Source organism: Micromonospora sp. NPDC050495, from assembly GCF_040655175.1.
In the GTDB taxonomy this organism is placed as follows: Bacteria; Actinomycetota; Actinomycetes; order Mycobacteriales; family Micromonosporaceae; genus Micromonospora.
Genome location: NZ_JBFAJK010000018.1, coordinates 12,568 through 25,207 on the forward strand (window position 1 = coordinate 12,568; position 12,640 = coordinate 25,207).

The 12,640-nt window shown below is 76.3% G+C and carries 13 protein-coding genes; 4 read left to right on the forward strand and 9 right to left on the reverse strand.

Going from position 1 to position 12,640, the window contains the following annotated elements:
• Nucleotides 1-15 precede the first annotated feature (15 nt).
• From AB0I11_RS18865 to AB0I11_RS18880, 4 genes are all read right to left on the reverse strand, one after another.
• Nucleotides 16-795, reverse strand: coding sequence for a TIR-like protein FxsC (locus AB0I11_RS18865; RefSeq protein ID WP_357321593.1), 780 nt, complete (start codon nucleotides 793-795; stop codon nucleotides 16-18).
• A complete protein-coding gene (fsxC, locus tag AB0I11_RS18870) occupies nucleotides 792-1,994 on the reverse strand; it encodes an FxsC protein (RefSeq protein WP_357321596.1) in 1,203 nt (400 codons plus the stop codon). Before fsxC ends, AB0I11_RS18865 begins: the two co-directional genes overlap by 4 nt.
• A 237-nt stretch (nucleotides 1,995-2,231) precedes the next feature.
• Nucleotides 2,232-2,510: a hypothetical protein gene (locus AB0I11_RS18875; protein WP_357321599.1), complete on the reverse strand. Its 279-nt coding sequence runs from the start codon at nucleotides 2,508-2,510 to the stop codon at nucleotides 2,232-2,234.
• 116 nt (nucleotides 2,511-2,626) lie between these two features.
• Nucleotides 2,627-3,025, reverse strand: coding sequence for a DUF2267 domain-containing protein (locus tag AB0I11_RS18880; protein ID WP_357321602.1), 399 nt, complete (start codon nucleotides 3,023-3,025; stop codon nucleotides 2,627-2,629).
• 181 nt (nucleotides 3,026-3,206) lie between these two features.
• On the opposite strand from AB0I11_RS18880, the gene AB0I11_RS18885 reads away from it, so the two are divergent.
• The 4 genes from AB0I11_RS18885 to AB0I11_RS18900 all read left to right on the forward strand — a co-directional run bounded on the left by AB0I11_RS18885 (nucleotide 3,207) and on the right by AB0I11_RS18900 (nucleotide 7,500).
• Nucleotides 3,207-3,959, forward strand: a complete 753-nt coding sequence (locus AB0I11_RS18885) for a dienelactone hydrolase family protein (RefSeq protein ID WP_357321606.1) — start codon at nucleotides 3,207-3,209, stop codon at nucleotides 3,957-3,959.
• Nucleotides 3,960-4,073: 114 nt separating this feature from the next.
• Entirely contained in the window at nucleotides 4,074-5,402 is a 1,329-nt protein-coding gene (locus tag AB0I11_RS18890) for an FUSC family protein (protein ID WP_357321609.1), read from the forward strand.
• Nucleotides 5,399-6,631: a low temperature requirement protein A gene (locus AB0I11_RS18895; RefSeq protein ID WP_357321612.1), complete on the forward strand. Its 1,233-nt coding sequence runs from the start codon at nucleotides 5,399-5,401 to the stop codon at nucleotides 6,629-6,631. The genes AB0I11_RS18890 and AB0I11_RS18895 overlap by 4 nt, the downstream gene beginning before the upstream one ends.
• A 155-nt stretch (nucleotides 6,632-6,786) precedes the next feature.
• Nucleotides 6,787-7,500: an RraA family protein gene (locus AB0I11_RS18900; RefSeq protein WP_357321615.1), complete on the forward strand. Its 714-nt coding sequence runs from the start codon at nucleotides 6,787-6,789 to the stop codon at nucleotides 7,498-7,500.
• Nucleotides 7,501-7,524: 24 nt separating this feature from the next.
• Here AB0I11_RS18900 and AB0I11_RS18905 read toward each other — a convergent pair whose 3' ends face one another.
• The 5 genes from AB0I11_RS18905 to dinB all read right to left on the reverse strand — a co-directional run bounded on the left by AB0I11_RS18905 (nucleotide 7,525) and on the right by dinB (nucleotide 12,612).
• Complete coding sequence (locus tag AB0I11_RS18905; RefSeq protein WP_357321619.1) at nucleotides 7,525-8,151, reverse strand: response regulator transcription factor; 627 nt, start codon at nucleotides 8,149-8,151, stop codon at nucleotides 7,525-7,527.
• Nucleotides 8,148-9,425 carry a histidine kinase gene (locus AB0I11_RS18910; protein ID WP_357321622.1) on the reverse strand — a complete coding sequence of 426 codons (1,278 nt, stop codon included), beginning with the start codon at nucleotides 9,423-9,425 and terminating at the stop codon, nucleotides 8,148-8,150. The genes AB0I11_RS18905 and AB0I11_RS18910 overlap by 4 nt, the downstream gene beginning before the upstream one ends.
• Nucleotides 9,426-9,530: 105 nt before the next feature.
• Complete coding sequence (locus AB0I11_RS18915) at nucleotides 9,531-10,457, reverse strand: hypothetical protein (protein WP_357321626.1); 927 nt, start codon at nucleotides 10,455-10,457, stop codon at nucleotides 9,531-9,533.
• A 102-nt stretch (nucleotides 10,458-10,559) separates the two neighbouring features.
• Nucleotides 10,560-11,363, reverse strand: a complete 804-nt coding sequence (locus AB0I11_RS18920; RefSeq protein WP_357321629.1) for a TIGR02452 family protein — start codon at nucleotides 11,361-11,363, stop codon at nucleotides 10,560-10,562.
• Nucleotides 11,364-11,424: 61 nt separating this feature from the next.
• The gene (dinB, locus tag AB0I11_RS18925) at nucleotides 11,425-12,612 is read right to left on the reverse strand and encodes a DNA polymerase IV (protein WP_357321633.1); all 1,188 of its coding nucleotides are present in this window, start codon (nucleotides 12,610-12,612) and stop codon (nucleotides 11,425-11,427) included.
• Nucleotides 12,613-12,640: the final 28 nt, after the last annotated feature.

The window sequence follows — 12,640 nt, forward strand, 5'->3', positions numbered from 1 at the left end:
GATCGCTGTCACCGGTCAGGTGCCGTGCAGGCGGGGAAGCTCGTTGCCGCCGCTCAGGTCCGGCGGCCGGCGGGCCCCGTCCCCGGTGGACGGTTGCCGCGAGCTGATCGTGCCACCGGGGCGTTGCTCGGGAATGGTGCGTTCGGGTGGGGAAACTGTCGGAAAGTCGTACGGGAGGCGGGCGAAGTCGGGGCCGAGCCGTGCCGGCGGAATCGGATGATCCCGAGCCGTCCGCACGATCTGACCGGCGAGCACGCCCACGAATTCATGGTAGTCGTCGTGGCCACGCTTGAGCCGCATGACGTGTGCGAGTCCGTCGGCGAGCACCGCCGCCGGCCATTCCCGGTCGACATATTGAATGGTGCCGAGCTGGGCGGGTATGGGAGTCGGCCGCCACGGCACCGGAAGAAGTGTGGGAGCGCTGCGTTTCGTCGATCGGCGGTACGCGGCGAGCCGGTCGGCGAATGCGCGCCATTCCCGCCCGCAGGAATCGCTGGCGAAATAGGCCGGCGAGCAGAGCGCCACGAACACGCGGCAGGTGCCCAGCGCCGCGAGAATCTGCTCCGACCAGTCGACGCCGGACCGCAGACTGGCGTGGCTGAGGAACCCGACCGGCGCCGGGTCGCTGCCGCGGATGCCACCCACCGCCCGGACCTCGTCGCACAGGTCCCGGAAGAAGGTCCGTACCCGGCCGTCCTCGCGCTCGGTCGACTCGGCGAAGCTGAGGAAGAACCAGAGGTCGGGGTCGGCGGTGGTCCGCGCCGCCCGGGTCGACCGTTCGGGGGCCCGGCTCAAGGGGCGTCGAGCAACGGGCGGCTGCCGGCCGGGGCGCCCGGGGCGACCCGGCGGACATCCGCCGACCGGAAGCTGCGATTGCGGGCCGCCTCCAGAATGCCGCCCACCTCCTGGGCGAACTCCTCGGCGGACTCCGCCCCGATGCGCAACAGCGGATCCGCCCGGGCGGACCGGAGGGCCAGCAGTTGCGCCAGCATCGCGGTCAGCTGGGCCCGGGCGCCGGTGGTCTCGGGGTCGGTCGCGCTGATCGGCACCACCACCGCGTGCGCGGGATCGGCGTGTCGGTCCAGCTCGGTCAGCGCCCGCCGGTGGGCCGCCAGGCGCACCACCCAGGCGTCGACCAGCATGACGACCAGCTCGTCGTCGGCGTCGGCCCGCTCCAGGACGGCCACGATGTCCTCGACGTCGGCGACCACGTCGGAGTGGTAGAGGTGGTCGGCGGCGACGGCCTGCGCCTGCACGGCCAGCGCCTCCGGCCGCTCCGGCTGGTACGGGCGCCAGTCGGCGCGGTGGGCGCCGTAGAACTCGACGTCGTGCCGGACATCCGACATCTCGTCGCGCCGGCCGGCCGCGAGGACGAAACGCACCGCCGGCGGGGGAGGGCCGGACCCGGGCAGCGGCGGCCGGGCCGGATGCCCGGAGATCCGGAACGCGTTCGGGGTGGCCCGCAGCGGCGGCAGCACCGCGGCCGGGCGTACCGGATCGTCGCGGCCGACCTCGACCACGTGCCAGGCCAGGCGCTCGACCAGGTCCCGGTAGCGCGGTCGGTTCCGGGTGAGCCGGGCCAGCGCCCGCACGTCGGTGTGCCGGGCGACGTCCGCGGTGAACTCGTCCGCGGGCAACTCGCCGCGCAGGCCGTTGTCGCCCCAGGCGACGGGGACGAAGGCGCGGGGCCGGCGCCCGGTGGCGGCCTCGTGCTGCGCCAGCCGGTCCTGGAAGACCCACCATTCCCGGCCGCACCGCTCGGTGAGGAAATAACGGGGCGAGCAGATGGCGACGAAGACCGTGCATTCGGCCAGGGCCTGCGCCGCGGCCCGGCTCCACTCGTCGCCGACGACGGCGTCAGCTCCGGCGGCGAAGACCTGAAGCGTCGCGTCGGGGCCGCTGATCAGCCGGATCGCATCACAGAGGTCGTCGAGCAGCGCCTCGGCATAAGCGCCGTCGTCGTCTGGTCTGTAGCTAAAAAAAATGGAAGCCACAACCCCTCCGGACACGCTCGGTTGGACGCGGAGGCGCGGTCTCGGCGCAGGTCGCAGGATCCTCCAGAGCTACATACATACACGGCAAGCCGGTAAGAGCGCAATCGCCCGGCTATCCGGAGATCTGTCGGCCAAAACGGGCAAAGTTGATGGCCCGCCGGTGGTGGCGAATCGCTTTTCACCGCCCGCCGCCGGCCACGGCGGACCGGTCGGGCGGCGGGGCGGATCGGCGCCCGGTCAGGCGCGGCGGTCCTCGTCGGGCAGCGGGATCTCCAGGTTCTGCTCGATCGCGTCGGCCGGGTTCGGGGCGCCGCGCACCGCGTCGGCCAGGTCGGCCTGATCGCTCGGCGGCACCAGCACGCCCTGCTCGGCCAGGTCCGCCTCGCTGGCCTCGGGCACCGCGCCGGAGATGGTGTCCGGTGGCCCGACCACCGTCTCGTCCTGCCGCTGCTCCTGCGCGTCGGCCTCCGGCGGTCGGCTCAGCGGGTCGGCCTGCTCGTCCCAGCTCGCGGTCATCACAGCCCTCCGGTGGTGGTGCGCCAGTGCCCCCGCCTACCCGCGCCGGCACCGGTCATGCCGCCCGGCCCGCTCGGCGGCGCTGGTGGCGGGTCCGGGCGCGGGCGTCGGGCGGCTCAGCGGGTGCGCTCGACGTAGGGCGCGCTCTGGTCGGCGACCTCCCCGAACTCCCCGGGAAGCTGGGCGACGACCTGCTCGTACGCGTCGGCCGCCAGCGCCTCGCGGAGGACGTCGAGGACCGCGGTCACGCCGTCCCGGGCCTGGTCCACGTCCACCTCGGCGCGGCCGCTGACCCGTTCCACGAAGACGTCGAGGCCGAACCGCTCGGCGGTCTCGCCGGAACCGAAGGCGTACGGACGCAACGCCTCGGGAAGCTGATCGGCCAGGTCGCGCGCCTCGCCGCCGTCGATCCGTTCGGCGAGGGTGGTCAGCGTGGCACGGGTGAGCGCGGTCGCCTGCTCCGCCGACGTGCCCGCGCGGGTGGCCACCAGGTCGATGAACTGGTTGTCGTCCACGTTCAGCGCCCCTCTCTCGGCTGGATACCCGGGCTTCCCGGCCACCACTCGATCAAACGGCGGCGCGGTGGCGGCGTCGACCTGCCCGCCGTGCCCGCCGGACGGCACGCGCGCTGGATGCCGGCCCAACCCGGCGGGGTAGCGTGCTCGGCGGTGAAACCAGGGACGAGGAGGTCCGACCGTGCAGACGACGACCGTGGACGTGCCGACCGGCGACGGGGTGGCTGACGCCTGCCTCGTCCGGCCCGACGGGGCGGGGCCCTTCCCGGCCGTGCTGGTCTTCATGGACGCGTTCGGGCTGCGGCCGCGGTTGACGGAGATGGCCGAGACGATCGCCGCACGCGGGTACCTGGTGCTGGTGCCGAATCTCTTCTACCGGTCCGGTCGGACCCCGCTGGTCGACCTGTCCGGGCTCGGCGACGAGACGCAGCGCGGCGCGCTGTTCCAGACGCTGTCCCCGATGATCGCCGCGTTGACCCCGGACGCGGTGGCCCGGGACACCGCCGCCTACCTGGACTTCCTGGCCGGCCAGCCGGACGTCGCGGCCGGCCCGGTGGCCGTCACCGGCTACTGCATGGGCGGCACGAACGCGCTGCGCGCCATCGAGGCGCACCCGGACCGGATCGCCGCGGCGGCCGCGTTCCACGCCGGCCGGGTGGTCACCGACGCCCCGGACAGCCCGCACCGGGGCGTCGGCGCGGTCACCGGCGAGCTGTACTTCGGCCACGCCGACCAGGACCCGTCGATGACCGCCGAGCAGATCGCCACCCTGGAGCGGAGCCTGGACGCGGCCGGGGTCACCTACCGCTCGGAGGTCTACGCGGGGGCCCGGCACGGCTACACCCAGTCGGACACCCCGATGTACGACGCGCGCGCCACCGAACGGCACTGGGCCGCCCTGTTCGACCTGCTGGACCGCGCGTTCCGGCACTGACCGCCCGGGCGGTCCGGCCCGCTGCGCGCCGTACCGCCCGGCGGCGGCCGCCGTGGGCGGTGCCGGCCGGGCCGCGGCGACGATTCACCGCGACCGCGCCGGGTATCCGCCGCCATGCCCGACGAGCGCGCGACGGCGGACAACGTCCGCTCACCGCTGGACCGGGTCGCCGAGGAGGGCGGCCGGGCCGTCGCCCGGGTCCGTAGCGAGAGCGGGCAGGCCGGGCGGGTGCGGAAGCGGCAGATGGAGATCACCGTGGTGATCGCGGTGCAGGCCGGGCTGGCCGCCGCGCTCGCCGCGCTGCTCGCGCAGCGCCTGCTCGGGCCGGGGGCGCACGTCTTCGCGCCGGCCGCCGCGGTCGGCACCATCGCCACCGCGATCGGCCAGCGCGCCCGCCGTACCTTCGAGCTGCTCGTCGGGGTCGGTGTCGGCATCGCCGTGGGTGACCTGTTGCGCGCCCTGCTCGGCACCGGGGTCTGGCAGACCGGTGCGGTGGTCGCCCTGGCCGTCGCGACGGCCCTGCTGGTCGCCGGGCGGGGCGGCGCGCTGGTCGGGCAGGCCGGCGGTACGGCGGTGCTGATCGCCACCCTGGCCCCGATGCAACCCGGCCTGGAGGTGCCCCGCGTCTTCGACGCGCTGGTCGGCGGGGTGGTCGGCATCCTCGTGGTGGCGCTGCTGTTCCCGGTCAACCCGCTGCGGATGCTGGACCGGGCGGCCGAGCCGGTCTACGGCGGGCTCACCACGCAGCTCGACGCGGTCGCCCGCGCGCTCACCGACCGGGACGCCGACGTGGCGATCCGCGCCCTGGACGGGCTGCGCGCCCTGGAGGCCGACGTCGGGCGGCTCAACGACGCCCTCAGCGGCGCCGAGGAGGTGGTCACCATCGCCCCGGCCCGCTGGCGGCGCCGGGCCCAGTTCCACCGGTACGCCGACGGCACCCGCCACCTGGAACGGGTGATCCTGTACAGCCGGTCGATGGCCCGTCGGTGCGCCACCGTCCTGCAGTACGGCGAGCCGGTCCCGCCGGAGCTGCCCGCCGCGCTGACCCGGTTCACCGAGGCCATCCGGGAACTGCACCGCGAGTGCCGCTCCGAGACGGATCCGGAATCTGCCCGCCGGCTCGTCCGGGAGAGCGCCGAACTGGCCGGCCGGGCCTGGGCCCAGGGCGTCCGGGTGTTCGGGGACGCCGTGATCACCGACCTGCGTACCGCCGAGAGCGAGGTGCTGCGCGCCACCGGATGCCCGGCCGACGAGGCCAACCGGATCGTGCGCCGGGCGGCCGGGGCGGGCGAGGCGGCGGTGCGTCCGCCGGCGCGGGCCGAGCTGATCACCCGCCGGCACACCGCCCGGGCCCGGCGCCGGACCCGGATCGAGCGGCGCGCCCACGGCCGGCGCCGGCCCACCGGTCCGGCCGCCGCCCCGGTCCGGGCGCCCGCGGGATGACCGGGGACGACCGCGGGTGTCCGGCCGCCCCGCGGCCGTGGGCCGCGCCCCGGGACCGGGCGGTACGCCCGTTCGAGATCTTCTTCGACCTGGTCTTCGTCTTCACCCTCACCCGGATCATGGTGCTGATCGGCCGGCCGCCGACCGCGTCCGCGATGGGGCAGGGGCTGCTCCTGCTGGTGCTGCTCTGGCTCGCCTGGTCGTCGTTCACCTGGCTGGGCAACCAGACGCCGGCCGACCTCGGCGTGGTCCGCGCCGGGTTCCTGGTCGCCATGGCGGCGCTCTTCGTCGCCGCGCTGGTGATGCCGCAGGCCTGGACGCCCGCGCCGGGTCTGGACGGTCCGCTGCTCGTGGCGCTGGCCTACGTGCTGCTGCGGGCGGTCCACCTGGCGCTGTACCACCGGGCGGCGGGCGACCTGCCCGGGCTGCGGCAGCGGATCCGCTTCTTCGCCGTGATCAGCGCCGTCAGTTGGCTCCCGCTCCTGCTCGGCGCGCTGCTGGGCGGCGCCGCGCACACCACCCTCTGGGTGCTCGCGTTCCTGGTGGAGATCGGCGGGCAGCGGCTGTCGTACGCGACGCGCGGCGCCTGGCCGCTGCGCGCCCCGAACTACTTCGCCGAGCGGCACGGCCTCGTCCTGATCATCGCGCTCGGCGAGTCGCTGGTCGCCGCCGGGTTGGGCGCCGGCCCGGCGGCCACCGCGCCGGCCGTGCTCGGGGTGGCGCTGCTCGGCCTCACCACCACCGTCTGCCTGTGGTGGCTCTACTTCGACCAGACGGCTCCCACGGCCCGCCTTGTCCTGGCGCGGGCCCCGGAGGACCGGCGGGACCGGATCGCCGCGGACGCCTACAGCCAGACCCACCTGCTGCTCATCGTCGGGGTCATCTACCTGGCGCTCGGCGTGGAGCAGGTCCTCGGCCACGTCGCCGAGGAGCACTCCGCGCCGCTGGGCTGGCCCGGCGCCGTGGCGCTGTACGGCGGCGCGGGCACCTACCTGGCCGGCCGGCTGCTCCTGGGCCGGCTCACCGGGCAGGCGGTCCGGCCGGCGGCGGCCGTCCTCGCCGTGGCGGTGCCGCTCCTGCTGCCGCTCGGGCGGGCGCTGCCGCCGGCCGCGGCGCTCGGGCTGCTCACCGCGCTGCTGCTCGCCGCCACCGTCGCCGATCGGCTGACCCGGTCGCGGCACCCGGCCGCCGGCGCGGACCCGGCGGGCTTCCCGACCGGGCCGGCCTGAAGCCGCCGGGCGCTCGGCCTGAGGCCGCCGGGCGCTGCCGGTCGGGAGAGCCGGATCCGGGCGGCCGGTGGCTGGCGGACCCGGCGCCGGCCGGGGAGGCCACCGGCCGGAAACTGGCTCCTCCCGGCCCGGCCGGCGCTGGCTACCGTCTGCCCATGAGCATCGATCCGGAGGGGTTGACCGGGCGCTTCGCCGCCCTGACCACCGCTCACGTCGCCGACGCGTGCCTGCGGGCCGGTGTCCCGGTGCGCTGCGCACCGGCCGAGGTGCGGCCGGTGGTCGCCGGCGGACGGCTGGCCGGGCGGGTGCTGCCGGCCCGGCACGCCGGCAGCGTGGACGTCTTCCTCGAGGCCATCGACCGGGCCGCCCCTGGCGATGTGCTGGTGGTGGACAACGCCGGGCGCACCGACGAGGCGTGCGTCGGCGACCTGGTGGTGCTGGAGGCCCGGGCCGCCGGGCTGGCCGGCCTGGTCGTGTGGGGCCTGCACCGGGACACCGGCGACATCGCGGCCCTCGGCCTGCCGCTGTTCAGCCTCGGCGCGACACCCACCGGGCCCCAGCGGCTCGATCCGCGGCCGGCCGACGCGCTGGCCGCCGCCCGGGTCGGGCCGTGGACCGTCGGGCCCGCCGACCTGGCGCTGGCCGACGCGGACGGGGTGCTGTTCGTGCCCGCGGACCGGGCCGGCGACCTGTTCGCCCTCGCCGAGTCCATCCGGGACACCGAGCGGCGACAGGCCGACCGGATCCGGGCCGGCGAGTCGCTGCGCGCGCAGGTGGGCTTCGACGCATACCTGGCCGGCCGGGCGGAGCACCCGGGGCTGACCTTCCGGGAGCACCTGCGCGCGGTCGGCGGCGCCATCGAGGAGTGACGGCGCGCCGGCCGGCGCGGCGGTTCAGGCGCCCCGGGCGAAGAGCGCCAGCCGCACCCGGTTCGGGCTGTCCGTCTTGGCCATCAGGCTGGTGATGTGGGTCTTCACGGTGGTGACCCCGATGTGCAGCCGCTCGGCGATCTCCGGGTTGGACAACCCCTCGCCCACCAGGTCCAGCACCTCCTGTTCCCGGGTGGTCAGCCCCGGCACCGCCCGGGGCGTCCCGGCCTGCGCGTCCACCGCGCGCCGCACCAGCCGCCGCAGCACCTCCTGGCTGAACGGGCTGTCGCCGCCGGCGGCCCGGCGGATGCCGTCGAGCAGGTCGGCGGGGGGCGCGTCCTTGAGCAGGAAGCCGCACGCGCCGGCGGCGAGCGCCGGGTACAGGTGGTCGTCGTCGCCGAACGTGGTCAGCACGACCACCCGGGTGGCCGGGCGCCCGGCCAGGATCCGGCTGGTCGCGGTGATCCCGTCGACGCCGGGCATGCGCAGGGCCATCACCACCACGTCGGGCAGCAGCCGGGCGGCCAGGGTGACCGCGTCCCGCCCGTTGTCGGCCTCACCGACGACCGACAGGTCGGGCTGGGCGTCGCAGAGCATGCGCAGGCCCGCGCGGATCAGGTGCTGGTCGTCGACCAGCAGCACGCGGATCACGCCGGCTCCGGCGCGGCCGGCGTCTCGCGGGTGCCACGGGGCGCGGGGGCACTGGCCGCCGCCCCGCCCGGTGCCGCCCCGCCCGGTGCCGCCCCGCCCGGTGCCGTGCCGGCTGTCGCCGCCGGAAGCACCGTCCGCACCCGCCAGCCGGTGCCGGTGGGGCCCGCGTCGAGGCGGCCGCCGAGCACCTCGACCCGCTCGCGCATGCCGATGATGCCGTGGCCGCCGCCGGAGGGCACCGCCGCGGGGCCCCGGCCGCGCCCGTCGTCCGACACCTCCCAGTGCACGGCGCCCTCGACCACGCTGACCGCCAGCCGGGCCCGCGCGGCCGGGCCGGCGTGCCGGGCCACATTGGTCAGCGCCTCCTGGGTCAACCGGAGCACCGCCAGGCCGCGTACCGCGTCGAGCGCGCCGACGGCGGGGTCCACCTCGGCCTCCACCGTCACCCCGGCCCGCCGGGCCCGGTCCACGGCGGCGCCCAGGGCGGCGGGCACGGCCGCCGGCTCGATCGCGGTCAGCGCCGCGTCCCCGCGCACCCCGCCGGGCTCCCGCAGGACCGCGACCAGCCGGCGCAGCTCGGCCAGGGCGGTCGCCCCGGTGCCGTGCACGTCGTCGAAGACCTCGTGCACCCGGGGGTCCAGGTCGGTCAGCACGTGCCGGGCCACCCCGACCCGCAGCACCATCGACGCCACGTGGTGCGCCACCACGTCGTGCAGCTCGCGGGCGATCGCGGCGCGCTCGTCGGCGCGGGCGGCCCGGTCCTCCGACTCGCGTCGCCGCTGCTGCTCGGCGGCCCGCTGCTCGGCCTGCTGGCCCAGCTCCTGGGAGGTCCGGATGACCAGGCCCAGCAGCAGCGGTACGCCCACCTCCAGGATCAGCCCGAAGACACCCGAGGCGAACCGCCGGGGCGGGTCGCCGATCGAGTCGACCAGGTCCACGGCGGCGAGCAGCCCGGCGGCGAGCCAGATCGTCCGGGTCCGGCGGGCCTGCCTGGTCAGCTCCAACAGGGCGAAGCTCGCGCCCACCTGGTTGATGGTGAGGTCGTCGAGCAGGCAGATCGCGACCAGCAGCAGCCCGGCCTGGACGAGCAGGTTGACCAGCGGCCGGCGGTGCAGCACGGGGCCCGCGCCGAAGGCGAGCAGCGCGAGCGTCCACTGGGTCCGGTCCGGCTGCCCGTGGGTGCCGAAGACCAGGTAGCCGACGCCGGTGAGGTTCAGCAGCAGGATCCGCACGAGCGCGTCGCGCGTGTCGAACAGGCGGCTCACCCATTGCACGGCTTCAGCCTAGGGGGTGCGGCGCGGGTGCCGGGGCCGCCGCCACGCCCCGCGCGGCGACCCGGGGCGTGACCGGCGCGCGGGGCGGGGTGGCCGGGGTCGCGGTCATGCCACCAGCGCCAGGTCGGGGCGGCGCCGCCGGGCCAGCGTCGCGCCGGCGGCCGTGGCGGTCGCGACCAGCAGGACGGCCAGCGCGGCGAGGGTGAGCGCGTCCGGACCCAGCAGCGGCTGCCCGCGCAGCGCCTGCCAGGTGAGCAGCACGGTGAACACCCCGTACGCCACGCCGGCGACCGCCAGCAGCCGCAGCCGGGTCCGCTCGTCCAGCCGGTCGGCCCAGCGGTGCAGCAGCAGCGCCAGGATCGGCATCGCCTGCAGGGCGTGCAGCCCGACGAAGTGCCCGATGCGCAGGTCCCCGCCGGTGGTGCTCCAGCCCAGCAGCGGCAGGCCCGGCCCGCCGTCCGGCACGCCCACGCTGTGCGCGCCGGCGATGCCCTCGACGTCCGGTGCCTGGCCGGGCAGCACCATCGGCACGGCGACCAGCATCCCGAGCAGGGTCAGCCCGAGGCCGAACCCGACCGCGCACCGGGCGACCCGGTCGGCCAGCGGCTGGCGTACCAGCACGATCCCGATGACCAGGTGCGCCGCGAACAGCACCATGATGGCCGCGCCCATCAGCTGCCAGAGCGCGGCGTCGAACGGCGTGCTCTCGTTGTAGTGGCTGGTCCGGCCGCGCAGCACCTGCCCGACGATCACGGTCATCTCCACCAGCCCCACGGCCACCACCACGGTGCCCGCCCACTCGGCGACGCGGCTGCGCCGGGGCAGCAGGGAGAGCATCCAGGCGAGGGTGGCGCCGTAGACGACGAAGGAGAGGCTGAACTTCAGCGGCTTGAGCCAGATCGGCACGCCGGTGAGCACCCGCGGGTCGGCGGCGAGACCGACCGCGCAGACGACGGCGAGCACCGCCATCGTCGAGACGAAGAGCATCAGGGGGCGGTGCCAGTGGGCCGCCCGGTGCAGGACAGTAGTCATGCCTGTAGATGCTGGTCGGGCCGCTTCGCGTCCGCGCCCGACCGGAAGCCCTGGTTGCGGCCGGTGGTCGGAGCGCCACCTCCTACCGGGGGAGGAGGCGGATCAGCCGAACCGGGCCGTGAACGCGGCGTGTGCCGGCCCGCCGGCCCGGTCCAGCACCGCGAAGGTGACCAGGTCGAACCAGCCCGCCGCGTCGGCGAGCGCGAGGTCGAACGCCTCGGCCACGGTGGCCGGGTCGTTGCGGAACACGCCGCACCCCCAGGCGCCCAGCACCAGCCGCCGGTGGCCGTACGCGGCGGCGACGGCGAGCACCCGGCGGGCCCGGGCACGCAGCACCGGGGCCACCCGGACGGCGTCGTCCGGCTGGTTGCGCAGCACCGCCCCCCGGTTGGGCGCCGCCGCGGTCAGGAACGACACCGGGTACGCCGCGTCGAGCAGCCGGCCCCTGTCGTCGCGGAACACCGGCACCCGGGGCGAGTGGATCACCCGGTCGCTGTAGAGCAGGTCCCGCTGTCCCCGGTGGAAGTCGTAGAACCCGCCCGCCGCGGTCAGGCACGGATAGAGCGCCGAGGCCCGGGCGATGCTCTCCTCCTGGGCCTGCGCGCCGGTACGGAAGCCACCGCCCGGGTTCTTCGCCGAGGCGAAGACCAGCGCGGCCACGTCGTCGTCGGCGGCGAGCCGGCGGGCGGCCAGCAGGGTGCTCTCCCCGGTCACCTCGATCCGCGGGCCGGCGTCGCCGCAGGTCGGGGTGGGCAGCGGCTCGTCGGGCAGGTGCAGGCGGGTGCCGGCGACCGCGGCGCGGACCGCCTCGGCGAGGGGTACGGTCGCGCCGTGCGCGTTGACGTACCGGCCGGCGTCGATGATGTCGAGGGTGTCGCGGGCGATCGCCCGCAGCCGGGTGCTCATGATGGGCCCGATTGTGCGCCCGGCGCCCGGACGCCGACGAGCGGATTCCCGGCCGGGCCGGTCAGTCCGGCAGCCGGGGCAGCTCCACGCCGGGATCGCGGCCGAGCAGCACCGCCCGGGTCAGCGCCGTCGCGCCGAACCGGTCGCGTACCCGGTCGACCGCCGCGTCCAGCTCGATGCTCGGGTCGCCGGTGAACGGCAGGCTCAGCTGCACGTGCCCGCCGTCCAGGTTGCCCACCGACACCCCGATGAGGGTCACCCCGCGGGTCTCGATCTCCGGCAGCGCCGTGCGTAGCAACGTCCGCGCCGCGTCGCGCAGCGGGCTGGTCTGCGCGGTCGCCTTCTCCAGTGTGTGCGAGCGGGTGGCCCGGGTGTAGTCGCCGAAGCGCAGCCGCAGCGTCACCGTGCGCCCGGTGCGGCGGGCGCCGCGCATCCGGCCGGTCACCCGGTCGACCAGTCCGGCCAGCACGGCGTCCAGCTCGGCGGGGGAGTGCGGGCCGGCGCCGAGGGCGTGCTGGGCGCCCATCGAGGAGCGGCGCCGCCCGACCTGCACCGCGCGGGGGTCCCGGTTGTGGGCGAGGGCGTGCAGATGCCGCCCGGCTCCCGCACCGAGCAGCGACACCAGCGTCGGCTCGTCGAGCCGGGCCACCTGGCCCACCGTGCGGATGCCCCGCTCGCGCAGCCGCGCCGCGGTCACCGGGCCGACGCCCCAGAGCCGCTCGACCGGCAGCGGATGCAGGAACGCCAGCTCGCCGTCGGGCGCGACGACCAGCAGCCCGTCCGGCTTGGCCACCCCGCTGGCCACCTTGGCCAGGAACTTCGTCCGCGCCACGCCCACCGTGATCGGCAGCCCGACCTGGTCGCGTACCGCCCGGCGCAGCGCCGCCGCGATGTCGGCGGGCGGGCCGACGAGCCGGCGCAGCCCGCCCACGTCCAGGAACGCCTCGTCGATGGAGAGCCCTTCGACCAGCGGGGTGGTCCGCCGGAAGATGTCGAACACGGCCCGGCTCGCCGCCGTGTACGCGGCCATCCGCGGTGGCACCACGAGCGCGTGCGGGCAGAGGCGGCGGGCCTGCCGGCCGCCCATCGCGCTGCGCACCCCGTACGCCTTGGCCTCGTAGCTCGCGGCCAGGACCACGCCGCCGCCGACGATCACCGGCCGGCCGCGCAGCCGCGGGTCGTCGCGCTGCTCGACCGACGCGTAGAACGCGTCCAGGTCGGCGTGCAGGATCGTGGCCTCGCTCGACACCCCCACATGTTCGCACACCTGTTCGGAT